Source organism: Streptosporangium sp. NPDC050284 (assembly GCF_044459525.1).
In the GTDB taxonomy this organism is placed as follows: Bacteria; Actinomycetota; Actinomycetes; order Streptosporangiales; family Streptosporangiaceae; genus Streptosporangium.
In genome coordinates this window covers 121,693-143,676 of record NZ_JBITIZ010000017.1, presented here as the reverse complement: position 1 = coordinate 143,676, position 21,984 = coordinate 121,693, and the positions used below count along the sequence as shown (strand labels likewise).

Here is a 21,984-nt window from a genome sequence, read left to right as displayed (position 1 = left end):
GACACCGCTCGCCTTCCGGAACAGGAGACCACGACCGGGCCGACGGTGATCGGCTCGGAGCAGGAAGATCGGTCTGGAACAAGAAAAAGACCGTCAACGACTCCCGAGGGGGCGTTGACGGTCTTTTCGCCATGATCAGTGGCGGATGGTGGACGATACAGGGATTGAACCTGTGACCTCTTCCGTGTCAGGGAAGCGCTCTCCCGCTGAGCTAATCGTCCTCGCTGAAAACCAGAGGTGGAGACGGGATTTGAACCCGTGTAGACGGCTTTGCAGGCCGTTGCCTCGCCTCTCGGCCACTCCACCGAGTGGGGGGCGGATGCCCCTTTTCCGAGCGGAAGACGGGATTCGAACCCGCGACCCTCACCTTGGCAAGGTGATGCTCTACCACTGAGCCACTTCCGCGTGCTTCCGGGACCGGCCCGGACTCACTGTGAGAACTCTAGCGAATACCCGGCGACTCCCCAAACCGAATACGGCCGCTATCTTGAGATGTAAGGAGCCAGGTATGGTTTCACCAGTTACCGCGACTCACCTTACGCGAGAGAGTTGGCAGCATGCGCGACAACGAGGTCGTGACCATCGGGCCGGAGCCGCTGAGCTTCGAGGAGGTCGTCAGGGTCGCCAGGCACGGTGCCCCCGTACGCCTCGGCGACGACGCCGTGGCCGCCATGGCGGCGGCCCGCACCCGGGTGGACGAGCTGGCCGAGAGCCCCACCCCCGCCTACGGCGTCTCCACCGGGTTCGGCGCGCTGGCCACCCGGCACATCGACCCCTCGCTCCGCGCCCAGCTGCAGCGATCCCTCGTACGCTCGCACGCCGCCGGGTCGGGCCCCGAGGTCGAGATCGAGGTCACCCGGGCGATGATGCTGCTGCGCCTGCACACCCTGGCCACCGGCCACACCGGCGTGCGCCCGAAGACGGCCAGGGTGCTGGAGGGCCTGCTCAACGCGCGGATCACCCCCGTCGTGCACGAGTACGGAAGCCTCGGCTGCTCCGGTGACCTCGCGCCGCTCTCCCACGTGGCCCTCACGATCATGGGCGAAGGTGTCGTCCGCGACGCCGTGGGGGAGCGGGCCGACGCCGCGGAGGCGCTTAAGCAGGCGGGGATCGAGCCCGTGGAGCTCGCGGCGAAGGAGGGGCTCGCGCTCGTCAACGGCACCGACGGCATGCTCGGCATGCTCATCCTGGCGATGGACGACCTCACCCGCCTGTTCAGGACCGCCGACGTGAGCGCGGCCATGAGCGTGGAGGCGCTCCTGGGCACCGACCGCGTCTTCGCCGCCGACCTGCAGGCCCTGCGCCCGCATCCCGGGCAGGCGGCCAGCGCCGCCAACCTCAGGGCACTGCTCGACGGCTCGCAGATCATGGACTCCCACCGGGACGGCACCTGCACCCGCGTCCAGGACGCATACTCCCTCAGGTGCGCCCCGCAGGTCGCGGGGGCCGCCCGCGACACCCTGGCGCACGCCGCCCTGGTCGCCGGGCGGGAGCTGGCCTCCGCGATCGACAACCCGGTGGTCCTCGCCGACGGCCGTGTGGAGTCCAACGGCAACTTCCACGGGGCCCCCGTCGGCTACGTGCTCGACTTCCTGGCCATCGCGGTCGCGGACATGGCGAGCATCTCCGAGCGCCGCACCGACCGCATGCTGGACGTGGCCCGCAACCACGGCCTGCCCGCCTTCCTCGCGGACGACCCCGGCGTCGACTCCGGCCACATGATCGCTCAGTACACCCAGGCGGCGGTGGTCTCCGAGCTCAAGCGCCTGGCCGCGCCCGCGAGCGTCGACTCCATCCCGAGCTCCGCGATGCAGGAGGACCACGTCTCCATGGGCTGGTCGGCCGCGCGCAAGCTGCGCCGCTCGGTGGACGGCCTCACCCGGGTGCTCGCGGTGGAGGTCTTCACCGCCGCGCGGGCCCTGGACCTGCGCACCCCGCTGCGGCCGGCCCCGGCGACCGCGGCCGTCGTGGACGCCCTGCGCCAGTCCGTTCCCGGGCCGGGCCCCGACCGCTTCCTCGCTCCGGAGATCGAGACGGTGGTCCAGCTCGTCGCGGCCAACGCGATCGTCGCCGCAGCGGAGACGATCACCGGTCCGCTGTCGTAGGGCCGGTACGGCGCCGCCACGGGCCGGCGGCTCCCGGCCCGCCGACGGGGCCGGCGGGCGCGGCCGCCGTCACCGGCTCCTGTCCGCCGCCCGCACCCTGGTACGGCTGCCGGCCGGAGCAGCGGGACAATAGGGAAGTGCATGATTCTTTTGCGCATGTCACCGGATATCTGGCAACCGGGCTCCGGGACCTCACCACCGATCTCGCCGCGCTGGACGGCGAGGGGTGGTGGGCCGTCGTGGTCGACTACGAGGGCAAGGTGACGTGCGCCCGGTTCGGCGACGTCCGCAGGGCACCGCTGCCCGCGCCGCGAGGCCCCTGGCGGGGGCCGCACCCGTCGTCGTGGCGCACCTCCCTGGACCGGGCCGCCTACGAGGACGGCGTACGGCGCGTCCGCGCCCACATCGAGCGTGGCGAGGTCTACCAGGCCAACCTCTGCCGGGTGCTGACCGCGCCGCTCCCCGCGGGGGAGGAGCCGGACCCGCTCGCCCTGGCCGTACGGCTGGCGGAGGGCAACCCCGCCCCCTACGCCGCCACGGTGAGCCTGCCGGGACTGGCCGTCGTGTCGGCCTCCCCGGAGCTCTTCCTGTCCAGGAACGGCGATGTGGTCGAGTCCAGGCCGATCAAGGGAACCGGGGTCACCGCGGGGGATCTGCTGGAGAAGGACCACGCGGAGAACGTGATGATCGTCGATCTCGTCCGCAACGACCTGGGCAAGGTCGCGGTGGTCGGTTCGGTGAGCGTGCCCGCCCTGTGCGAGGTGGAGGAGCACCCGGGTCTCGTGCACCTGGTCTCCACGGTCCGGGCGCGGCTCGCGCCGGAGTACGGGTGGCCGGACCTGTTCTCCGCGACCTTCCCGCCGGGCTCGGTGACCGGGGCCCCGAAATCCTCGGCCCTGCGGATCATCGATGAGCTCGAACCAGAGCCGCGCGGGCCCTACTGTGGGACCGTGGGCTGGGTCGACGCCGACCGGCGGCGGGCCTGCCTGGCCGTGGGGATCCGCACGTTCTGGCTGTCGTCCGACGAGATCCGTTTCGGTACCGGCGCGGGCATAACCTGGGGGAGCGACCCGCGACGCGAATGGGACGAGACCGAGTTGAAGGCCTCCCGGCTCATCGCGCTGGCATCAACATCAGGTTCAGAAGGAGTCGGATGAACGTACCTATATGGCTTAACGGGGCACTTGTCGCTCCGGATCAGGCCACCGTCTCGGTATTCGATCACGGCTTGATGGTCGGTGACGGGGTGTTCGAGACCATCAAGTGCGTGAACGGCACCACGTTCGCGCTCACCCGCCACCTCGACCGGCTCACGCTCTCGGCGCGGCGGATGGATCTGCCCGACCCCGACGTGGAGGCGATCGCCGACGGGGTCCGCGCCTGCCTGGCCGAGGCCCCGCCCTGGAAGCTCGGCCGCGTCCGCGTCACCTACACCAGCGGCCCGGGACCGCTCGGCTCCGACCGGGGCGACCAGGGCTGCACGACCGTGGTGATCGTCGACGAGCAGAAGCCGTTCCCGGCCACCGCCGACGTCACCGTCGTGCCCTGGCCGCGCAACGAGCGCGGTGCGCTCGCCGGGGTGAAGAGCACCTCCTACGGCGACAACGCCAAGGCGCTGTTCTACGCCAAGGCCAGGGGCGGAGGCGAGGCGATCTTCGAGAACCTCGCGGGCGACCTCTGCGAGGGCACCGGCAGCAACATCTTCGTCGTACGCGACGGGAGGCTGCTCACCCCCACGCTCGCCTCGGGCTGCCTGGCGGGGGTCACCCGCGCGCTCGCCCTGGAGTGGTGCGGGGGCATCGAGGAGGACGTCCCGCTCTCGGCCCTGTACGAGGCCGAGGAGGCGTTCCTCACCTCCACCACCCGCGACATCCAGCCGATCCGCGCGGTCGACCAGACCGTGCTGCCCGCCGCGCCCGGCCCGATCACCGCCAAGGCCATGCGGGTCTTCGCCGAGCGCTCCGCCGCCGACCTCGATCCCTGAGCGACCCCTGAGCCCCGGCTCCCGGCTCCGGTGAGGGCGCGCCCTCACCGGGCCGGTCGTCCGGCTGCTCGCCGATCCCGTATCCCGCACGCGCCCCCCGATCGACGCGAGGACTCACCTGCCGCGTCGATCGGACATCACCGCTGAGACGCGACGATGTGGCACGTGTGGGAAACGGGGCTAGTAGGACACCTGGGTCTGCGCGTTCAGCTCCTTGATCTTGACCTTGGAGGCCGGATCGGTGAGCGGGTCGTCGATGCGGAGCACGTCCAGGCCCCTGGTGATGTCACTCGAGTAGATGTGGCCGTTGTAGTAGTACGCCGACCAGGATCCGCCGAGCCCCGGGATCGGGCCCCGCTCGAAGAAGCCGATCTCCCGGGGCTTGTCCGCGTCGGTGAAGTCCCAGACGGACACCCCGCCCTGGTACCACGCCTGGACCATGATGTCCTTGCCCGGCACCGGCAGCAGCGACCCGTTGTGCGCGACGCAGTTCTCCTCGGCGGCCTGCTCCCTCGGGATCTTGAAGTAGCCGCGGAGCGTGAGCTTGCGGTCCTTGCCGAGGTCGTACACCGCGTTGGCGCCCTTGGTCTTCGGGGTGTTGGAGTCACAGGTCGCGCTGACGCCGCCGCCCAGCTCGTCCCCAAAGATGATCTTGGTGGCGTCGTTGTTGAACGTCGCCGAGTGCCAGATGGAGAAGTTCTCCTTGTCGCTCACGTGCTGGAGCACCTTGGGATTGACCCGGTCGGCGATGTCCAGCAGGATCCCGTCGCCGAAGCAGGCGGCGGCGGCGAGGTCCTTCTCCGGGTAGACCGTGAGGTCGTGGCAGCCGCCGATCCCGTCCTCGGGGAGCTGGTCGGAGAGCACCGGCTTCGAGACCACCTTGGCGGTCTCCGGAGCCTTGACGGGCACCTCGACCACGGAGATCTTGTTGTGCGGCGCGGGGCAGGTCGTCGACTCGGGCTCCGGGCCAGGGGAGGAGATGTAGAGGTAGACCTTGTCCGAGCTCTTGCCGGGCACGAGGGTGTGAGTGTGGGAGCCGCAGTCGGTACGGACCGCCGAGACGAACCTCGGGTGGCTCTTGTCCGAGATATCGAAGATCCGGATGCCCTCGAAGCCGTCGGACTCCGGCTCTCCGCGCTGGGCGTCGCACTCGGTGCCGGCCCGGACGGAGTCGATCGAGAGGAACAGCAGGTCCCCGCTCACCGAGATGTCGTTCTGCTCACCGGGGCAGAGCACCCGGCTGACCACCGAGGGACTCGACGGCTCGGAGATGTCGAAGACGGTGAAGCCGTCGAAGTTGCCGACGAACGCGTAGTCCCCCTGGAAGGCCAGGTCGGTCCCCCACGCCTGGGGTCCGTCGAGCGGGGCGCCGGGAGGCACGTTGGCCACATGCGTGATGTTGTCGCTGTGGATGCCGTCACCGGAGATGTCGGGAGCGGAGGTCGTCTGCCCCGTGGAGCTCGGGCTCTCCTCCGGCGTGGCCGGAGGGGCCGAGGTGGCGGCGGACGGTGGCGAGGCCGCGGGGGTCGGATCCGCCCCGCACCCGGCCACGAGAAGTAACCCGGCCAGGCCGAATGCCACGATCGGTCGCACGGTGCCCCCAATATGTCGGTCCACTTGCCCCATTATTGAAGCTATGCGGAGGATGCGTGTGCCGAGTCAGGTTATCGCCATGATCATGGTGATATCGGTTCTCGGTGGATGCGCGGAGACCGGATCGGAGCGGCCTGCCCCGCTCGTCGCCGAATCCGGCGTGTCCGTGATCATCCCTGGTGGCCCTGGAGAGAGCGGTCGCACGGCGAGACCGGGCGAGAGGCTGGGAGAGTCCGAGGCGCGCGTCACCGCGGCCGACGTGAGGTTCGCCGAGGGCATGATCCCGCACCACCGGCAGGCGCTGGAGATGGCGGCGCTGGTGCCCTCCAGATCGTCGTCCCCGTCCCTGCGAAGGCTCGCCGAGCGGATCACCGCCGCGCAGCGACCCGAGATCGCGGCCATGACCTCATGGCTGAAGACGGTGGGAAGGACTCCGGGCGAACACGGCGGCCACGACGCGCACACTCTCCCGCTGGAGGAGATGAACCGGCTCAGGGCGGCCAGGGGGACGGCCTTCGACACGCTTTTCCTCACCCTCATGATCACTCATCACGAGGCGGCGGTCACGATGGCCGGGCTCCAGCTGCGCGAGGGCGCCGACCGGGCCATGCTGGCCACCGCCAAGGACGTCGTGGCGGGCCAGGGCATCGAGATCGCCCGGATGCGGGACCTGCTCAGATCCGGAACCTGACGTGCTCCCCGGCCTGAGGGGCGGAGCGCCGCGGACGATTTCGGTAGCCGGGCACGGCCCCGCGGGGCGCGGGTCAGGAACTCCAGAGCATGTTGCTGAGCTCGGCGTCGAGGTCCATGAAGTCGGTCTCGCGACCGGCGGGGACCAGCTCGTAGGTCCGGTGCAGGAACTCCGTGAGCGGAGCCAGCGGCACCTCGAACAGGGCCTGGCCGAACGGCGAGGTGAGGCTTATGTGCAACGTGCGTTCGCCGTCGGCGCGCGCCGGCCACACCTGGACGTCCCCGTCGCCGACCCGCCGCACGATGCCGACCGTCAGCAGCTCGCGAGCGAAGATCCACTCGACGGGCTCGTCGTTGCCCACGTGGAAGGCCATCCTGATCGCGTACGGATCACCGGCCGTATAGCTGAGTCCGGCGAGCAGGGGGACGGTGGTACGGTCGGGGACCACAAGCCGAAGGCCTAGCTCGGCAGAGACGGTGGCGCTGTTCATCGTCAGCCAAACCTTTTTCGTCGTCGGTCCCCTCTGCGGGGCTTTCACTGCTCTCACTGCTGCGAACGGCTTCGTCCCTCGTGAGCTACCACGCGGAACAAAGAAACCTGTAGGAAAGATTCCGCCTCCACGCCCTTCTGTAACACACATCACAGCGCGACATTTGGGCATCTACCTGGCTAAACATCACCAACAGGGCCGTATTTGCAAGGGTTTTGCGTCTCGTTTTGGTCACCGTCGACTCCCTGGCAGGGCGTCTCGGGTGATTCGGGTCGAGCGCGGGTCGTTCGGTGCTTCTACGGATCAGGACGATGCTATGACACCGTAGCCCCCCGCCGGATGCATCCTCGGACCTTTGCCTCCCGACCGTGTCGTCTTTCAAGATCATTCTAGTGGCGAACACCGCTTCGCGAGTGCTCCCGGATTGCTGTATGGTTTTCCACGTCGGCACCGTGAGGGGCCGCACAGGGCGGGCGATTAGCTCAGCGGGAGAGCGCTTCGTTCACACCGAAGAGGTCACTGGTTCGATCCCAGTATCGCCCACACTAGCAAGTCGCAGGTCAGGGCCCCTCGGCTGACACCAGCCGAGGGGCCCTCCTCTGTTCATGACAGGGTCGTGCGGCCACGCCGCCTCGGGGATGCCAGGGAAGATCCGACCCGGCCGCCACGCCTCCAGAGGTCTCCGCCTCTCCGCGTCCGGCCCCGCTCTCGTGGTGAGCGGCGCGGAAGGAACGACGAACGTCGCCCGCGTTCAACGGTGTCCGATTTGTCCTCCAGGTCCGCATGCGACCAGGCGGGCGTCCTGGGTTCCCCCGTGCGCGCCCCAAGTGGTGGGATGGCCAAACCCCGGGCGTGCGGGCTGGTCCCCCTCGCTACGGCCGGTACGGCCTCGGGGCCGAAGCGTTCTCGGGTTGTGAGACCTGACCGTCCGCGGGATGGCGACGGTAGGGGCGCGGCGACGATATCGGTCCAGCCGATCAGGCGAGCCAGGCCGATGGCCGGGTCGCGCGGGTTCGCCATGATCCGGCCGCGGTGCCGATCTGGATATCGGCTCGGGTGAGAAGACGGTTCACGGGCTACGCCGAGAGCGACCTCCCGCGATCCAAGGTCGTCAAGGCATCGGTTTCGCATCCGAGCCCGCCGCATCGCCACCGCGAGTGAAGCGGCGGGCCTCCCGGCCGTCCGGCGCTGTGGGTCCCGAGCGGCTTTCCCGAAGCCGTGGAACTCGTGACGTGACCGTAAAGCCGGTTCTGGTTCGGCACCGCAGACGACGGCAGCGCCACCCGATCCGTCAGTCGGACGGCCGACCTCAATGCCCCCACCATCAAGGGAAAGTATCAGTCAAAATCCCTATCTAAACGGCATTGGGTCACGGGTCTGAGGAAAATTCTAGTTCTTATCGTCAACGCGCGCCCGGAGCCGATTCCGTGGATATAAACGAGCGGGATACTCCTCTCCAGTAAGGAGCGCGATGGGTGCCCGGTTGCTGACAGACGAGCAAATCGAAAGGTTCGTCCAGGACGGATTCGTGAAGGTGGAGGGCGCGTTCCCCAGAGATCTTGCCGCCGAGGCGTGTGGCCTGCTGTGGAAGCAGCTCGACATGGATCCGGACGACCCGGGGACGTGGACCAGAGAAGTGGTCAGACTGGGGCTCCAGGAGGCCGAGCCGTTCGTGCGCAGTGCCAACACTCCGGAATTGCACGCCGCTTTCGATCAATTGGTCGGGCCCGGACGATGGACGCCCATCGAGAAGGTCGGCACATTTCCGGTGCGATTTCCCCGGGCGAAGCCGCCGGAGGAGGCCGAGGACTACGGTTGGCACATCGACGCCAGTTTCCTGACAGCCGAAGCGGAGGCGGCGAACGCGCTGAGTTGGGAGGGCGAACTGGCGCTCGTCCCACCCAACTATGACAAGATCCTTCGCTGCAACGTGACCTCGCGGGGCCGGTCGTTGCTGCTGCTCCTGCTCTACACCGACACGGGCGAGCGTGACGCGCCGACGCTCCTGCGCGTTGGTTCCCATCTGGACGTGCCGCCGCTGCTCGCGCCGTACGGCCCGGAGGGGACCTACCTGGAGGCGGCGGGCGTGGGAGCGCACAGGCCGCTCACCTTGGCCACGGGCGAGGCGGGCGATGCCTACCTCTGCCATCCGTTCCTGGTGCACACGCCCATCTCCAACACGGGCCTGCGCCCCCGGTTCATGGCCCAGCCGTCGCTGCTGCCGGTCGGGGAGCTGGACCTCGACCGGGCGGATGGAGAGTGTTCACCGGTCGAGCGTGCGATCCGCCTCGGCCTGGGCAGGGAGGACGAGCGTTAGCGCCATGGAAGAACGGACGAAGAATCCCCCGTGGCAGAGCCTGGTGGGGCTCGTCTTCGGAGGCATGGCCACGCAGGTGGTGGGCCTGGCGGCGCGGCTCAAGCTGCCCGACGCGATCGGCGACGGCGAGCGCGGCGCGGCCGACCTCGCGGCCGAGTACGGCATGCGCGAGAACGCGATGCTCCGGCTGCTGCGCGCGCTGGTCGCGCTGGAGGTCCTGACGGAGGCGAGTCCAGGCCGCTTCGGCGTCGCCCAGGTGGGCGAGCTCCTGCGCGCCGATCGGCCCGGGTCGATGTACGCGCTCGCTCGGATGATCACTGAGCCCGCAATGCTGAGCGCCTGGCAGAACCTGGAGTTCAGCCTGCGCACGGGCAGCCCCGCCTTCGAGGAGACGTTCAAGACCGACTTCTTCGGTTATCTGGCCGATCACCCCGAGCTGTCGCGGCTGTACAACGCCGCGATGAGCCAGGGCACGCTGAGTGTGGCCGAAGCGGTCGCGAAAGGCTATGACTTCAGCGGATTCGAGACCGTCGTGGACGTGGGCGGTGGAGACGGCACGCTGATCTCTGCCGTGCTGCGGGCGCACCCGGGGCTGACAGGAGTGGTCTACGACAGCGCCGCGGGCGCGTCAGCGGCGAAGCAGACCCTTGACAGAGCAGCAGTGGCGGAACGCTGTGCGGTCGAGACCGGCGACTTCTTCGCCGGCGTTCCCGGCGGCGCCGACCTCTACCTGCTCAAGAGCATCGTGCACGGCTGGGACGACAACCGGGCGGGGACGATCCTGCGGCACTGCCGGCAAAGCGTCGCCCCCCACGGACGGATCCTGATGATCGAGCACGTTCTTCCCGACGAGGTACCACCGGACGCGAATCCGTTCACCTATCTCAACGACCTCAACTTGCTCGTCAACGGCCACGGCCTGGAGCGGACTCGTGCCGACTTCGAGCGGCTGTGCGACAGCGGCGGCCTCACCCTGACCGGGATCGAGCCACTGCCGCCAACCGGCTTCTGCTGGATCGAGGCGCGGCCGGGGTAACCTGGGGGGCCTCGACGACAAGGACGGGCAGATTGGTGTACCTGTACGAGACGGCACGGGTGGATCACAGCGACCTCGCCAGCGGCTCCGTTCTCCACTCCGCCCCCGGCATGCCCGCCTTCCCGGTACGGCTCGCCGCGGAGATCTTCCAGCGAGCCCTGGCTCTGCGCGGTGGCGCGGAGCCGGCCGTGGTGTGGGACCCCTGCTGCGGGAGCGGCTACCTGCTGACCGTGCTGGCCCTCCTCCACCGCCCGCGCGTCAAGGCACTGCTCGCCTCCGACCTTTCTGAGGACGCACTCGGTACGGCACGGGCCAACCTGGAGCTGCTGACCGAGAGCGGCCTGCAAAACAGGGCGGCGGAACTGGCGGATAAGGCGGAACGCTTCGACAAACCCGGCTACGCGCAGGCCGCCGAGGCGGCGGAGCGGCTCGCCCGCCGGCTGGCCGCGGGCGGCGGCCCGGTGCCCCACCGGCTCCGGCGGGCCGACGTCTTCGACCCTGCCCAGCTGGGCGCGGCGATCGACGGTCACGAGCCGGACATCGTGATCACCGATCCGCCCTACAACGAGCAGACCAACTGGCAGGGAGGCCATCAGGACAAGGACCTGCCGGCGATGATGGCGGCGCTGGGGGAGGTCCTGCCACCGCACACGGTGGTCGCCGTGGCCGTCCGGGGCCGTCGCGTGCCCGCGGGGGCGGGCGTCCGCCCCCGTCAGCTGCTGCGGATCGGTACCAGAGCGGTCGCCTTCTTCGCCGCCGCCGACCTCACTGCCGCCGGCCGGTCCTCGCCACGGTGATCCGCTGCCGGGACGCCTCGTAGAGGATCGCGGTGGCCGCGTTCGCGGCGTTCAGCGAGCTCGCCGCCCCGACCATGGGGATGCTCACCATCGTGTCGCACGCCTCGCGCCATGTGCTGCTGAGCCCGCTGGTCTCGTTGCCGACCAGCAGGAGCGTCGGCTGGGTGAAGTCGAAGTCGAAGACGTCGCAGTCGCCGTGCTCGTCGGTGCCCACCACGACGATCGGCTTGCCGCGCTTACGTTGCGCGACCACCCAGCCCAGCACGTCGCTCGGCGCGGGCACCCGGACCGCCGGCAGGGAGAACAACGAGCCCGTGCTCGCCCTGACCGATTTCGGGTCGTACACGTCGGCGGCGTGACCGGCCACGATCAGCCCGTGCGCGCCCAGGGCGTCGGCCGAGCGGATGATGCTGCCGATGTTGCCGGGGCTCGTCGGGCGATCGAACACGACGCCCAGGAAGTCGTCCTCGACCGCGATGCGGCCGAGGTCGTCGTCGGGCATTCCCACGACGGCGACGGCCTCGGGCGGCGCCTCGTTCTTCTCGCCCAGATCCGCCAGCATCTCGGGATCCATCGCGATCCGGTCGACTCGCACCGTGCGCAGCAGCTCCTCCAGCCACTTCGAAGGATTGCGCTGCTCGTTGTGGATGAGCGCGTGGACGGGCCAGCCGTGTTTCACCGCGAGCGAGATCGGACGGACTCCCTGGACCAGGAATTCGCGGGCTCGGGTCCGCTTGTTGCGGTTGGTGAGCAGAGACTCCCACTGCTGGAACCGAGCATTGCGCGTGGTGATTCGCCGAATCGCCGGCACGTGTGTCCTCATCGGTCGTAGCGGGTCGCCGTAGGGCGGCTCGCTGGTCGGTAGCCGTCCGGCGGGTGGGCACTTCTGTGTCCTGGGCCTTGAATCCTGCCGAAAGACAGCACCCCGCTGGTTGGCCGGGAGAATGGAGCGCTCGGGCGAGGACGTGGGGGCCGGCTCGTCGGCATCCGCTTTGGCCGCCTCAAAACCGGCGGGCTCCCCGAGGAGGCAACCGCCTGATCGCATCATCCTTGAATCGCTACGACTTGACACAGTTATGACCTGGGATGTCTTTCAGCCCGACCGACCGCTCCAGTAGGTCACCCTATGCCTTCACCACCTCCAGCTCGGGCAGTGGGAAGACGAGTCTCCCGCCGGAGCGCAGGAAGTCGCGCTCGCGGGCGATCACCGGCTCCCGGTAGATCCAGGGGAGGACCAGGAACTGGTCGGGGCGGCGTGCCTTGGCCTCCTCCTCGGAGACGATCGGGATGCCGGTGGCCGGGGTGTAGCAGCCGAACTTGTCGTGGTTCACCTCGGCGATGCACGGCAGGTCGGCCTCGCCGAGCCCGCAGTACTGCAGGATCACGTTGCCCTTGGTGGAGGCGCCGTACCCGAGGGTGAGCAGGCCGTTCTTCCGCGACTCGGCGAGGAAGTCGAGCAGGCGGTCGCGGTGCTCCACGGTCCGCCGCGCGAACGAGGCGAGCGGGAGGTCCTTCTCTCCGCCGCGGATGGTCGCCAGGGCCGCTTCGTTGACCTGGGAGCGGGCCGTACGCCTGGCCAGGACGACCGACAGGCTTCCGCCGTACACCGCGTTCAGCTCGGCGTCCAGGACCTTCAGCCCCGCGCGCTCGGCCATCCACTCGATCTGGCGCAACGCGTAGTAGTCCAGGTGCTCGTGGCAGACCACGTCGTAGGCGGTGGCACGGAGCATCGCGGGCATGTAGCTCTGCTCGATCACCCAGATGCCGTCGTCGGTCAGCAGCTCCCGTACCTCGCGCATGAAGTCCAGCGGGCGAGGCAGGTCGTAGAACATCGCGATGGAGGTGACGACCTTGGCGCGGCGTCCGCCGAGCAGGTCGCGGGAGAAGAAACCGGTGATCCGCTCGATGTGCGGGGGATAGAACTCGGCGAAGGCGGAGGCCGCGGGATCCACGCCGACCAGGGTGGGGCCGTCGGCGGGGTAGGCCGACAACAGGGTGCCGTCGTTGCTGCCGATGTCCACGACCATGTCGCCGGCGCCGAGCTCGACCATGTCCGTGATGGCGGCGACCTTGCCGCGCAGGTGCTCGACCATGGAGCGGTTCAGACCTGACCGGTAGCCGTAGCGCTCTCCGTACATGAGACCGAAGTCCGCGGTGTGGCGCAGCTGCACCAGTCCGCAGCCGCTCGGCGAGCAGACCACCAGCTCCAGCGGGACCCGTGGCACAGGCTCGTCGAGGGTACGCGGGAAGACGCCGGTGAGCGCCTGCGTGCCCAGGTCGAGCACGGGCAGCAGGTCGGTGTTGTCGCAGATGCGGCAGCGGTCGATGACCGTCATGTGCGCCTGGTCTGTCATGTCTCTCCAAGACGTGCTCGGCTGTGATCTTTGAGCCAGCAGACCACGTCCGAGGCGTCCGGCCAGTCGGCCTCGGGCTCGGTGACCACGGGGAACTGGTCATCGACCCGGTCGCTGTCGAAGGTGGAGCGCGAGCCGACGGCGTCCCTGATCTCCCTCAAGGTGATCGTCGTCCGCGCGCCCAGTTCCCACAGCCCTTCGGCGTCGAGATGGTCGGCCACCCACCGGCCGCACCAGTCGACCGGTGCGAAACTCTGCCGTGACGACCCCGCCGCGTAAACCGGTTGGTCGCCGAGGATGTCCTGTAGGACACCCTTGGTGTAGCCCGTGCCGTACATGGGGCCCAGGCGGACGATGAGCCGACCCGCGCAGAGCTCCTCGGCCTCGGCCCGGTGCCGGCCGTAGGGGGTGTCCAGCTGGGTGCGCGCGGAGATGGTGCTGATCTGGAGGAACCTCTTCCACTCCCAGTCGCGCAGGAACGCCTCGGTCTTGACCACCGTCTCGCGGTGGTCGTCCTCGGGGTGGTGGCGCGCCCAGTAGCGGCGGGACGGGCAGGCCGCATTGATCAGCACGTCGAACGGGCCGCTGCGGCGTGCCTCCTCGTAGTTCTCGCGACCGACGGGCACCGCCGCGCCGCCGAGGGCGCGGACGATGGCCGATCCGACGAAGCCCCGCGCGCCGGCGACGGCGACTCTCACACGCGCTCCAGGGTGTGTGGCAAGGGCTCGACCTGCACCAGCGGCGGGTCACACTCGTCCCACGGCTTGGTGAGCATGGCGATGAACGTCAGGGACGAGATGGCGTGCACGGCGTGCATGACCCCGATCGGTGTCCTGGTGCACACCCCGCGAGAGACGTGGATGAACTCCTCGGGGCACTTCGGGTCGTTGGAGTCGTCCTTGGTGACCAGCACGCCTTCACCCTCGACGAAGAGCAGGTATTCGACAAAGTGCGGATGGTAGTGCAGGCCGCGGACCTTTCCGGGGTGCAGGTGCAGCATGTTGAATTCCAAGATGGGGTCGGGCGGCACCCAGGTGAAAATGCCGCCGCGCCCGTCTCTGACGGTATCCAAGTTGCAGGACGGTTTGAGGACTTCGATTTTCATACAACTTCCACTCGGCTCGTTCCTCTGGGCACAGGAGTAACCGAGGTTAACGTGCCTTAGCGGGATTGGGGCTGAGGGAAATGCTAGATTTTGGCGCCGGCCGACTGTGGCGGTGCCCGCCCAGGGCGGACGCGCCAGGCGCCTCGGCATTCACTAGTAAATTCACTAAACTGTTTTCCTGATTCGTGATGTCGGAAAGAATATTGCGTATCGTGAGCCGTGATATGGGCAATGTGCCCGTTTCAACTATGGCTGGATGACAGTTGACCGTCGGCGTAAGGTGATACCTCGCGCGGATGTCCTCATGGCTGGAGATTATCCTGACTAAGCGCGCACTGATCACTGGGATTACCGGCCAAGACGGCACTTATCTCGCGGAGTACCTTCTCGCGGCCGGTTATGAGGTATTCGGGATGATACGGGGTCAGGCGCCGCCTGCCACCCGTGACAGGAAGCGGCCCAATCCGGAGGTCAGGCTCGTCAGCGGTGATCTGCTGGACCAGTCCAGCCTGATCGCGTCGATCGAGAAGGTGCAGCCGGCCGAGGTCTACAACCTTGGTGCGCTGTCATATGTCCCCATCTCGTGGCAGCAGGCGGCGACCACGGCGGAGATCACCGGGATGGGCGTTCTTCGCGGTCTGGAAGCGCTCAGGATCGTCAGCGGGGTAACCGCCTCCCAGACTCCGGGGCCGGGGCAGCCGCGCTTTTATCAGGCATCCTCGTCGGAGATGTTCGGAAAGACCAGAGAAACGCCACAGAACGAGCTCACGCCGTTTCATCCGCGCAGCCCGTACGGCGTGGCGAAGACGTTCGGCCATTACACGGTGCAGAACTACCGTGAGTCGTACGGCATGTTCGCGGTCTCCGGCATTCTGTTCAACCACGAGTCGCCGATACGCGGCGCCGAGTTCGTGACACGGAAGGTGTCGCTCGGTGTGGCCGCCATCAAACTCGGCCTGCGCGACTCCCTGCAGCTGGGCAACCTGGACGCGGAACGCGACTGGGGTTTCGCCGGCGACTACGTGCGGGGCATGGCGTTGATGCTGGCGCAGGACGAGCCGGAGGACTTCGTGCTGGGCACCGGCGTCACGCACAGCGTGAAAGAGCTGGTCGCATCGGCCTTCGCGCACGTCGGTCTGGATTGGCGCAAGTACGTGGTCGTGGACCCCCTGCTGCTGCGTCCGGCCGAGGTCGACCAGTTGTGCGCCGACCCGGCGAAGGCGGGGGAGAGGCTCGGCTGGAAGCCCGCCGTCCCCTTCGAGGAACTGGTCGCCATGATGGTGGACAGCGATATGCGGTTGCTGCGGGACTCGCGCCACGACCTCAACTCTCAGGTGCCCGAGGTGGCCTCGTCGTGGTGAGCCCTCGTGCCGGACGGCCCAAAGACCTAAGGACACGTGATGACCTCAGCAGATCTGGATAGCCACCGTAACCTTGCTGCCCACGGAGGTGGCGAAAGGGAGGGATTCCTCTCCTGGTTCGCGGAGCGGACCCGGATGTCCGGCTGCCACGTGGACCGCGCGCCGCTGACCGAGCTGCGCGGATGGGCGTTCGACGAGGCCACGGGGAACCTGGCGCACGAGAGCGGTCGGTTCTTCGTGGTCGAAGGGCTGCATGTCCACACGAGCTACGGCGCGGTTCGCGAGTGGAGCCAGCCGATCATCAACCAGCCGGAGATCGGTATCCTTGGCCTGTTGGTGAAGATGGTGGACGGCGTGCCCCACTGCCTGATGCAGGCCAAGATGGAGCCGGGCAACCTCAACACGATGCAGCTCTCGCCGACCGTCCAGGCCACGCGGAGCAACTACACCCGCGTCCACCGCGGCAGCCGCACGAAGTACCTCGAGTACTTCACTCACCCGCCCGCCCGGCGGGTCCTGGTCGACGTCCTGCAGTCGGAGCAGGGCTCCTGGTTCCTGCGCAAGCGCAACAGGAACATGGTCGTCCAGGTCAACGAGGACTTGCCCGTCTCCGACGAGCACTGCTGGCTGTCCCTGCGGGAGATCAGGAAACTACTGCGGATCGACGGGCTCGTGAACATGGACACCAGGACCGTGCTGTCCTGCCTGCCCGCCTTCTTCTCCCACGTCGGCAGCACGCTCGCGGAGGAGGAGGGGATGGCCGCGGCGTTGGCCCGCTCCGTCAACGGGCAGGGCACGGCCCATCACGGCATGGTGGGCGTCCTGAGCTGGTTCACCTCGGCCAAGAGCCGTCACGAGCTGGCCGTCCGCCGGGTGCCTCTGCGCGGGCTGCCGGGTTGGCGCGACACCGGGGACGAGATCACCCATGATGACGGACGGCACTTCAGCATCATCGGGGTCACCGTACGCGCGAACCACCGCGAGGTGACCGAGTGGGACCAGCCGCTGTTGCACCCGCAGGGGCGCGGACTGGTCGCCTTCGTGGTGAAGAACATCGACGGGGTGGCGCACCTGCTCGTTCACGCGCGCTTCCAGGCGGGCCTGCTGGACGCCATGGAGATGGGGCCCACCGTCCAGTGCAACCCTGAGAACTATCCCGAGGGCCCGCCGATCTTCCTCGACTACGTGCTGAGCGTCTCCGCCGAGCGGATCCTGTACGACACGATCCTCGCCGAGGAGGGCGGCAGGTTCCATCACTCGCAGAACCGCTACCTGCTGGTGGAAGCGGACGAAGACTTCCCGCTGGAGATACCGGAGGACTTCTGCTGGGTCACCGCCCACCAGCTCACCGCCCTGCTACGGCACGGCTACTACGTCAACGTGGAAGCACGCAGCCTGCTGACCTGCCTGCACAGTCTGGGGTGAGCGTCATGTCCACGCATCCGATCAGGCTCGGCCTGCTGGGCTGCGCCGACATCGCCTGGCGTCGCACCCTACCGGTGATCCAGTGCGAGCCCGCGGTCGAGTTGGTGGCCGTCGCGGCCAGGGACATGGCCAAGGCCAAGGTGTTCGCCGATCATTTCGGCGGCAAGGCCGTGGAGGACTACCAGGCGCTCCTGGAACGGCCGGACATCGACGCCGTCTACATCCCGCTGCCCGCTGGACTACATCGCGAGTGGATCGTCAGGACGCTGAACGCGGGCAAGCACGTGCTCGTGGAGAAGCCGCTCACCACACGATACGTCGACACGGTCGAGGTTCTGGAGCTGGCCGGGGCACGAGGGCTGACGCTGATGGAGAACCTCACATTTCTCCGGCACGGCCTGCACGCCGCCGTCCAAAACCTGGTGGCCGGCGGGGAGGTCGGCGAGCTGCGCATGCTCAGCGCCACCTTCGGCTTCCCGCCGCTCAGCCCGAAGGACATCCGCTACCGGCCGGACCTGGGCGGCGGCGCCCTGCTCGACGTCGGCGTGTACCCGCTCAGCGCGGCCCAGCGTTTCCTCGGCCCCGATCTCGAGGTGGTCGGCGCGACGCTGAAGGAGGATCCGAAGTACGGTGTCGATGTGGCGGGCAACGCGTTGCTGTCCACGCCCGACGGCAGGACGGCTCATATCGCCTTCGGGTTCGAGCATGTCTACCGCTGCGATTACGCGCTGTGGGGCAGCCAAGGGCGGATCTTCGTCGACCGCGCTTACACGCCTCCGCCGACCTGGCACCCGGTGATCCGGCTGGAGCGCCAGAACGAGGTGCGGAAGGTGATCCTGCCGCCCGAGGACCAGTTCGCCAATACCCTCCGCGCGTTCCTTCGCGCTGTGAGCGCTTCCGAGCCGTCGGCCGACGCGGAAGTGGCGATCCGCGTTCAGTCGCGGTTGGTCGATCAGATCAGGGACCGGGCGCGTTCTCCGTACCGCGGCGGCCAGGCCGGCACATCGGTGACGTAATTACCGGACGACCACCGGCGGATGCCGTGGTCCCCAGGTCGAGCGCCACTCGGACACCGCCGCCAACCGGCATATCAACACCGATTCCATCACATCTGGATCAGTGACCGATTCGGTTTTCCGCAACCAATGTTAGTAAATCCACTAGAGCGATTTCAAGATCATTGTTGGCCCGGTCTTCCGTGTTATTGTTGCCATGTATTCCTAACTGCTTGAGTTAGGCCTAGTTACCCAGACCTTGACAGATGAGTTTCTTGTGGGGTATGGGTTGTAAAGTCGTGCCTGGACGCGTTCCGTGTTCTCTGTGTAGCGACACGACATCACTATGTAATACGGCATGACCGGATCTCTGTCCGGCGAGAGGGGGATGCCATGTGAGAACAAATTAGAGACGAGATCGTCGATCACATCGACAGGCGTCGATAGGAATGGATAAGGCCGATAGATAAGAGGATCATGCAATCCAACTCTACTACCCCCTTATCGGAACTACACGTCAAAATCATAGAAAGTATCGCTGCAGGTGAACGAACACTCAAGATCGCCGGCAAACTCTATCTGAGTCGCCAAGGGGTCGAATATCACGTCAGCAAGCTCTTGCAGCAGCTTCGGGTGCCGAACCGTCCGGCGCTCGTCGCCAAAGCGTATTCGATGGGAATTTTACTTCCCGGCACGTGGCCGCCCGAAGCTCCGCGGAAAGACGGCCGCATCCCGCCGCCCCGGCTGGAGAGATTCACCGTTCCTTAAGAGCCGGAACGAGATCGCCGGAAGGCTTCTGCCATGATGTCGTGGCCGACCCGTTGAAGCGCGCCGGGTCGACGCCCGCGACTCCAAATACAAGCTCTCCCATTCTGCTCCGGACACATCCGGACCGTTGGACAGGACAAATTCGCGTCGCTGTGCTCGCGTAGCCGCTCCACCACCTGGCGGGTGTGCTCCAAAGCTGCCTCACCGAGAAAACGCCCGGGGTCTCGAAGCGGTTGTGCCGGGGTGACCAGGGATGCGACACGACGACGAATGGAGTTTTTGGATGTTTGTCCCGGACAAGTCGGGCAGGCCCTGCGGGCTGCGTCTGGTAGGTGAACTTGTTGCGACCGCGCGTGCCGTGGATGTCGACGAGCGCGGCGGGTGATGAGATCCGTCGGCAGGTTGTAGAGCGGCTGTGAGTGGCAGCCCGCTCCCACGGCCGATGAGGCCGGATCCGGTTTCGGAGACCGGGTGACTGTGGCGAGTCGGGGGCGACCGAGCGAGAAGGGCTCCCCGCCCCTGTGACTCGGAGAACCGTGGTGCACTCCCTGCGAGCCGATGAGATGTCCGGCCGGACGACAGCGTTGGCCGGCATGTCCACGCCTGTAGCACGAACCGGTTCAGGCGCGGCGGTCTCGGTTCTGTTGGTTTCTCCTCGACGGGTGGTTTGTCCATCGGGAAGCCGCGGACCGCCCCTCGTCTCGATCGCAGCGCCCGCCACGAGGTCTTGGCCCACTGTGACCTTCACGTACCCGACGACGGGGATCCCTCCGCCTCGGGGTGCCGGCCCGACCGTGTAACGGCGGTGCAGTCGTTTCGCGTCGGTAGCGAACGTCCCCGCGCTCCCGAGGGCGTCGCCGCCCGGCCCATACCACCTTCGGGAAGAAAAACCGGTGGTCGGCGAAAGGTGTCCGCCGTGGCGCGATGCCGTTCTCGGTTTCCCGCGGTGACACCGCGCCGCGGAAGGTGGGCGGCGGATCTCCTGCAGCCGGTCGGCATGCCTGTGGAAACAGGCCCGGCCTTCAGGTGGAATAGGCGTGCGTTCATGTTATCCGGCGTGCGCGTAACCGGCTCGGCAATACACTGGGAATTCCCCTATAAAACGACGACAAGGCCGGCCTCGAATTTTTAACGCCAACGGGTGGAGACTGAACGATGCGAGACGACGGCCCGCGGGACCGACCGATGGTGGTGGCGATTTGCGCTTTCCGCTGCGAGAACGTGCTCAAACACGTGCGTCATAACCTGGCGCAGTTGTCGGGAGACGAGTATTTCGTGCTCCTCGACCGGCCTATGAGCCCGGAGGCGGAGAAGGCGGTCGCCGAGGTGCGCGCGGCGGGCGGAACCATGCGCGTCGTCGGTGCCACCCGAGGGCTGTCGGCCTCCCGCAACGAAGTGCTCGCGGAATGGCCGGAGCATCATGTGATGTTCGCCGACGACGACGTCCGGCTCGACAAGGCGGCCGTCACCGCCGTCCGTGAGTCCCTGCGCGCCGGTGCTCACATGGCCGGCGTCCGGCTGTGTCGGCCGTCGTGGCGCCTGCCGTGGTACTTCACCTCGGGGCAGTTCCACCTCGTCGGCTGGCACCGCGACGAAGGCGAGATCAAGATCTGGGGAGCATGTATGGCGGTGGACACCGCCTTCGCCCATGCCCACGGGCTCCGCTTCGACCTGAAGCTCAGCCGTACCGGCAAAAGCCTCCAGTCCGGTGAGGACACCACCTTCATCAAGCTGATGAAACAGGCGGGCGGGCGGGAAGCGCTGCTGCCGGAGTACTCCGTCGTGCACGACGTGGACCGCGGCAGGCTGCGGCTGCGCTATCTCCTGCGGCGGGCTTACTGGCAGGGGAGGACGGAGGCCGGCAGGAACGAGACGGTCCCGGGACTGCGCAAAGAGTGGAACAGGCACCGCACCGCAGGCTGGCCACTGGCCTGCCTGTACGGTGCGGCCACCGCCGTCGGCGCGGTCCACGAGATCCTGCTGAGACTGCGTCGGCCCCGCACGCCGACGTCCTCCCGGTACCGGTCCGACCAGGTGTGATCACAGGCTGCCGATCACGTCCACGCTGGACTGGGCCTCCAGTATCTGCTTCCAGTACTGGCGCACGCCCTCCTTGAGACTGATCGTCGCCCGCCACCCCAGCGAGGCGGCGGCCAGGGAGGAGTCCAGCCATGTGCTGCGCTGGTCGAAGTACCGGCCGCGCTCCCTGATCACGGTGAGCTCGCGCCCGACCGCGGCCGAGACGATGTCCAGCAGCCCGGCCAGGGAGGTGGGCACGCCGGAGCCGACGTTCAGGATGGAGGGCACCTTGTCGGCCCTGTCCTCCCTGACGCACTGATGGAGCATCCCCAGGAGCCTGATGGTGTCGTCCACGTGTACGTAGTCCCTGACCACCTGGGGGTCGCCGATGAGGCGGACCGGCTCGTCGCGGGCCGCGGCCGCGAGCCAGTTGGCGAGCACGCCGAAGCCCTGCGTGGGCCGCTGGCCGGGTCCGTAGACGTTGCCCAGCCGCAGCACCACCGGCTGCACCCGGTCCGCGTAGCGCAGCAGATCGCGCTCCAACTGCAGCTTCGCCCGGCCGTACGCGGAGGTGGGCCCCGTGGGGGCGGACTCGGCGTGCGGCGGCCAGGCGTGCGGGGCGTAGACCGTGCCTCCCGAGCTGGCCAGCACGAACAGCGGCCGGCGGCCCGATTTCGCCAGTTCCTCCAGCACGCTGATGAGCAGCGCCCGCTCCGCCAGGATCTCCCCGGGCTGGTACTCCGCGAGGGCCGGGGTCGTCCGCGTCGCGAGGAAGAAGGCGATCTCGGCTTCACACAGCCCCGGAGCGGGACGGCCGTCGGCCACGGGCGGGCAGGTGCGGTTGAACGAGGCCGGCTCGTGCCCGGCCCGGCGCAGCCCGGACACGAGCCGGGATCCGATGAATCCGGTAGCCCCGATCACTGCCGACGGGCGCTTTCGCACGT

At 67.9% G+C, this 21,984-nt stretch carries 20 protein-coding genes and 4 tRNA genes; 13 read left to right on the top strand and 11 right to left on the bottom strand.

Annotated elements, in window-relative coordinates; genetic code table 11:
• Positions 1-146 precede the first annotated feature (146 nt).
• The 3 genes from ACIBH4_RS32700 to ACIBH4_RS32690 form a co-directional block, all read right to left on the bottom strand.
• Positions 147-221: transfer RNA gene (locus tag ACIBH4_RS32700), tRNA-Val, on the bottom strand.
• 14 nt (positions 222-235) lie between these two features.
• Positions 236-306 (bottom strand) — tRNA-Cys (locus ACIBH4_RS32695).
• A gap of 27 nt (positions 307-333) precedes the next feature.
• Positions 334-405: transfer RNA gene (locus tag ACIBH4_RS32690), tRNA-Gly, on the bottom strand.
• Positions 406-557: 152 nt separating this feature from the next.
• Between ACIBH4_RS32690 and hutH the strand changes: the two genes are divergently transcribed.
• The 3 genes from hutH to ACIBH4_RS32675 all read left to right on the top strand — a co-directional run bounded on the left by hutH (position 558) and on the right by ACIBH4_RS32675 (position 4,089).
• A complete protein-coding gene (gene hutH, locus ACIBH4_RS32685) occupies positions 558-2,105 on the top strand; it encodes a histidine ammonia-lyase (RefSeq protein ID WP_362518030.1) in 1,548 nt (515 codons plus the stop codon).
• Between the two features lie 137 nt (positions 2,106-2,242).
• Positions 2,243-3,262, top strand: coding sequence for an anthranilate synthase component I family protein (locus ACIBH4_RS32680; RefSeq protein ID WP_362518027.1), 1,020 nt, complete (start codon positions 2,243-2,245; stop codon positions 3,260-3,262).
• Positions 3,259-4,089 (top strand): aminotransferase class IV, encoded by an 831-nt coding sequence (locus tag ACIBH4_RS32675; protein WP_362518024.1) that lies wholly within the window; start codon positions 3,259-3,261, stop codon positions 4,087-4,089. Before ACIBH4_RS32680 ends, ACIBH4_RS32675 begins: the two co-directional genes overlap by 4 nt.
• Positions 4,090-4,269: 180 nt before the next feature.
• On the opposite strand, the gene ACIBH4_RS32670 is transcribed toward ACIBH4_RS32675, so the two are convergent.
• Positions 4,270-5,682 carry a hypothetical protein gene (locus ACIBH4_RS32670; RefSeq protein ID WP_362518021.1) on the bottom strand — a complete coding sequence of 471 codons (1,413 nt, stop codon included), beginning with the start codon at positions 5,680-5,682 and terminating at the stop codon, positions 4,270-4,272.
• A 79-nt stretch (positions 5,683-5,761) separates the two neighbouring features.
• On the opposite strand from ACIBH4_RS32670, the gene ACIBH4_RS32665 reads away from it, so the two are divergent.
• The gene (locus tag ACIBH4_RS32665) at positions 5,762-6,373 is read left to right on the top strand and encodes a DUF305 domain-containing protein (protein WP_362518018.1); all 612 of its coding nucleotides are present in this window, start codon (positions 5,762-5,764) and stop codon (positions 6,371-6,373) included.
• Positions 6,374-6,446: 73 nt separating this feature from the next.
• Here ACIBH4_RS32665 and ACIBH4_RS32660 read toward each other — a convergent pair whose 3' ends face one another.
• On the bottom strand, positions 6,447-6,863 hold the full coding sequence (locus ACIBH4_RS32660; protein ID WP_184547867.1) for an SsgA family sporulation/cell division regulator: 417 nt from the start codon (positions 6,861-6,863) through the stop codon (positions 6,447-6,449).
• Positions 6,864-7,334: 471 nt separating this feature from the next.
• On the opposite strand from ACIBH4_RS32660, the gene ACIBH4_RS32655 reads away from it, so the two are divergent.
• From ACIBH4_RS32655 to ACIBH4_RS32640, 4 genes are all read left to right on the top strand, one after another.
• Positions 7,335-7,406, top strand: a tRNA-Val gene (locus tag ACIBH4_RS32655).
• Positions 7,407-8,334: 928 nt separating this feature from the next.
• Positions 8,335-9,180: a phytanoyl-CoA dioxygenase gene (locus ACIBH4_RS32650; RefSeq protein WP_362518014.1), complete on the top strand. Its 846-nt coding sequence runs from the start codon at positions 8,335-8,337 to the stop codon at positions 9,178-9,180.
• A gap of 4 nt (positions 9,181-9,184) precedes the next feature.
• Positions 9,185-10,216: a methyltransferase gene (locus ACIBH4_RS32645; protein WP_362518011.1), complete on the top strand. Its 1,032-nt coding sequence runs from the start codon at positions 9,185-9,187 to the stop codon at positions 10,214-10,216.
• A 35-nt stretch (positions 10,217-10,251) separates the two neighbouring features.
• On the top strand, positions 10,252-11,013 hold the full coding sequence (locus ACIBH4_RS32640; RefSeq protein ID WP_362518067.1) for an rRNA methyltransferase: 762 nt from the start codon (positions 10,252-10,254) through the stop codon (positions 11,011-11,013).
• On the opposite strand, the gene ACIBH4_RS32635 is transcribed toward ACIBH4_RS32640, so the two are convergent.
• From ACIBH4_RS32635 to ACIBH4_RS32620, 4 genes are all read right to left on the bottom strand, one after another.
• A complete protein-coding gene (locus ACIBH4_RS32635) occupies positions 10,982-11,824 on the bottom strand; it encodes an RNA methyltransferase (protein ID WP_362518008.1) in 843 nt (280 codons plus the stop codon). The two genes, ACIBH4_RS32640 and ACIBH4_RS32635, sit on opposite strands and share 32 nt — an antisense overlap.
• A gap of 313 nt (positions 11,825-12,137) precedes the next feature.
• Complete coding sequence (locus ACIBH4_RS32630; RefSeq protein ID WP_362518005.1) at positions 12,138-13,367, bottom strand: class I SAM-dependent methyltransferase; 1,230 nt, start codon at positions 13,365-13,367, stop codon at positions 12,138-12,140.
• Positions 13,364-14,065 (bottom strand): hypothetical protein, encoded by a 702-nt coding sequence (locus tag ACIBH4_RS32625; RefSeq protein ID WP_362518002.1) that lies wholly within the window; start codon positions 14,063-14,065, stop codon positions 13,364-13,366. The genes ACIBH4_RS32630 and ACIBH4_RS32625 overlap by 4 nt, the downstream gene beginning before the upstream one ends.
• Positions 14,062-14,439 (bottom strand): cupin domain-containing protein, encoded by a 378-nt coding sequence (locus ACIBH4_RS32620; RefSeq protein ID WP_362517999.1) that lies wholly within the window; start codon positions 14,437-14,439, stop codon positions 14,062-14,064. Before ACIBH4_RS32620 ends, ACIBH4_RS32625 begins: the two co-directional genes overlap by 4 nt.
• Positions 14,440-14,768: 329 nt before the next feature.
• Between ACIBH4_RS32620 and ACIBH4_RS32615 the strand changes: the two genes are divergently transcribed.
• The 4 genes from ACIBH4_RS32615 (at position 14,769) to ACIBH4_RS32600 (ending at position 19,021) form a co-directional block, all read left to right on the top strand.
• Positions 14,769-15,833: a GDP-mannose 4,6-dehydratase gene (locus ACIBH4_RS32615; protein WP_362517996.1), complete on the top strand. Its 1,065-nt coding sequence runs from the start codon at positions 14,769-14,771 to the stop codon at positions 15,831-15,833.
• A gap of 39 nt (positions 15,834-15,872) precedes the next feature.
• Positions 15,873-17,258, top strand: coding sequence for an NDP-hexose 2,3-dehydratase family protein (locus ACIBH4_RS32610; RefSeq protein ID WP_399173399.1), 1,386 nt, complete (start codon positions 15,873-15,875; stop codon positions 17,256-17,258).
• Positions 17,259-17,263: 5 nt separating this feature from the next.
• On the top strand, positions 17,264-18,274 hold the full coding sequence (locus ACIBH4_RS32605) for a Gfo/Idh/MocA family oxidoreductase (protein ID WP_362517993.1): 1,011 nt from the start codon (positions 17,264-17,266) through the stop codon (positions 18,272-18,274).
• A gap of 456 nt (positions 18,275-18,730) precedes the next feature.
• On the top strand, positions 18,731-19,021 hold the full coding sequence (locus ACIBH4_RS32600; RefSeq protein ID WP_362517990.1) for a LuxR C-terminal-related transcriptional regulator: 291 nt from the start codon (positions 18,731-18,733) through the stop codon (positions 19,019-19,021).
• Between the two features lie 620 nt (positions 19,022-19,641).
• On the opposite strand, the gene ACIBH4_RS32595 is transcribed toward ACIBH4_RS32600, so the two are convergent.
• Positions 19,642-20,034, bottom strand: coding sequence for a hypothetical protein (locus ACIBH4_RS32595; RefSeq protein WP_362518060.1), 393 nt, complete (start codon positions 20,032-20,034; stop codon positions 19,642-19,644).
• 220 nt (positions 20,035-20,254) lie between these two features.
• Here ACIBH4_RS32595 and ACIBH4_RS32590 point away from each other — a divergent pair, with 220 nt between their 5' ends.
• On the top strand, positions 20,255-21,061 hold the full coding sequence (locus tag ACIBH4_RS32590; RefSeq protein ID WP_362517987.1) for a hypothetical protein: 807 nt from the start codon (positions 20,255-20,257) through the stop codon (positions 21,059-21,061).
• On the opposite strand, the gene ACIBH4_RS32585 is transcribed toward ACIBH4_RS32590, so the two are convergent.
• Positions 21,062-21,982: an NAD-dependent epimerase/dehydratase family protein gene (locus ACIBH4_RS32585; protein WP_362517984.1), complete on the bottom strand. Its 921-nt coding sequence runs from the start codon at positions 21,980-21,982 to the stop codon at positions 21,062-21,064.
• Positions 21,983-21,984: the final 2 nt, after the last annotated feature.

Bases quoted from the DNA above. Each gene is read 5' to 3' on its own strand.
- ACIBH4_RS32600 (WP_362517990.1), top strand. From the start codon at position 18,731: ATGCAATCCAACTCTACTACCCCCTTATCGGAACTACACGTCAAAATC.
- ACIBH4_RS32605 (WP_362517993.1), top strand. From the start codon at position 17,264: ATGTCCACGCATCCGATCAGGCTCGGCCTGCTGGGCTGCGCCGACATC.
- ACIBH4_RS32665 (WP_362518018.1), top strand. From the start codon at position 5,762: ATGATCATGGTGATATCGGTTCTCGGTGGATGCGCGGAGACCGGATCG.
- ACIBH4_RS32610 (WP_399173399.1), top strand. From the start codon at position 15,873: ATGACCTCAGCAGATCTGGATAGCCACCGTAACCTTGCTGCCCACGGA.
- hutH (WP_362518030.1), top strand. From the start codon at position 558: ATGCGCGACAACGAGGTCGTGACCATCGGGCCGGAGCCGCTGAGCTTC.
- ACIBH4_RS32650 (WP_362518014.1), top strand. From the start codon at position 8,335: ATGGGTGCCCGGTTGCTGACAGACGAGCAAATCGAAAGGTTCGTCCAG.
- ACIBH4_RS32675 (WP_362518024.1), top strand. From the start codon at position 3,259: ATGAACGTACCTATATGGCTTAACGGGGCACTTGTCGCTCCGGATCAG.
- ACIBH4_RS32630 (WP_362518005.1), bottom strand. From the start codon at position 13,367: ATGACAGACCAGGCGCACATGACGGTCATCGACCGCTGCCGCATCTGC.
- ACIBH4_RS32645 (WP_362518011.1), top strand. From the start codon at position 9,185: ATGGAAGAACGGACGAAGAATCCCCCGTGGCAGAGCCTGGTGGGGCTC.
- ACIBH4_RS32615 (WP_362517996.1), top strand. From the start codon at position 14,769: ATGTCCTCATGGCTGGAGATTATCCTGACTAAGCGCGCACTGATCACT.
- ACIBH4_RS32660 (WP_184547867.1), bottom strand. From the start codon at position 6,863: ATGAACAGCGCCACCGTCTCTGCCGAGCTAGGCCTTCGGCTTGTGGTC.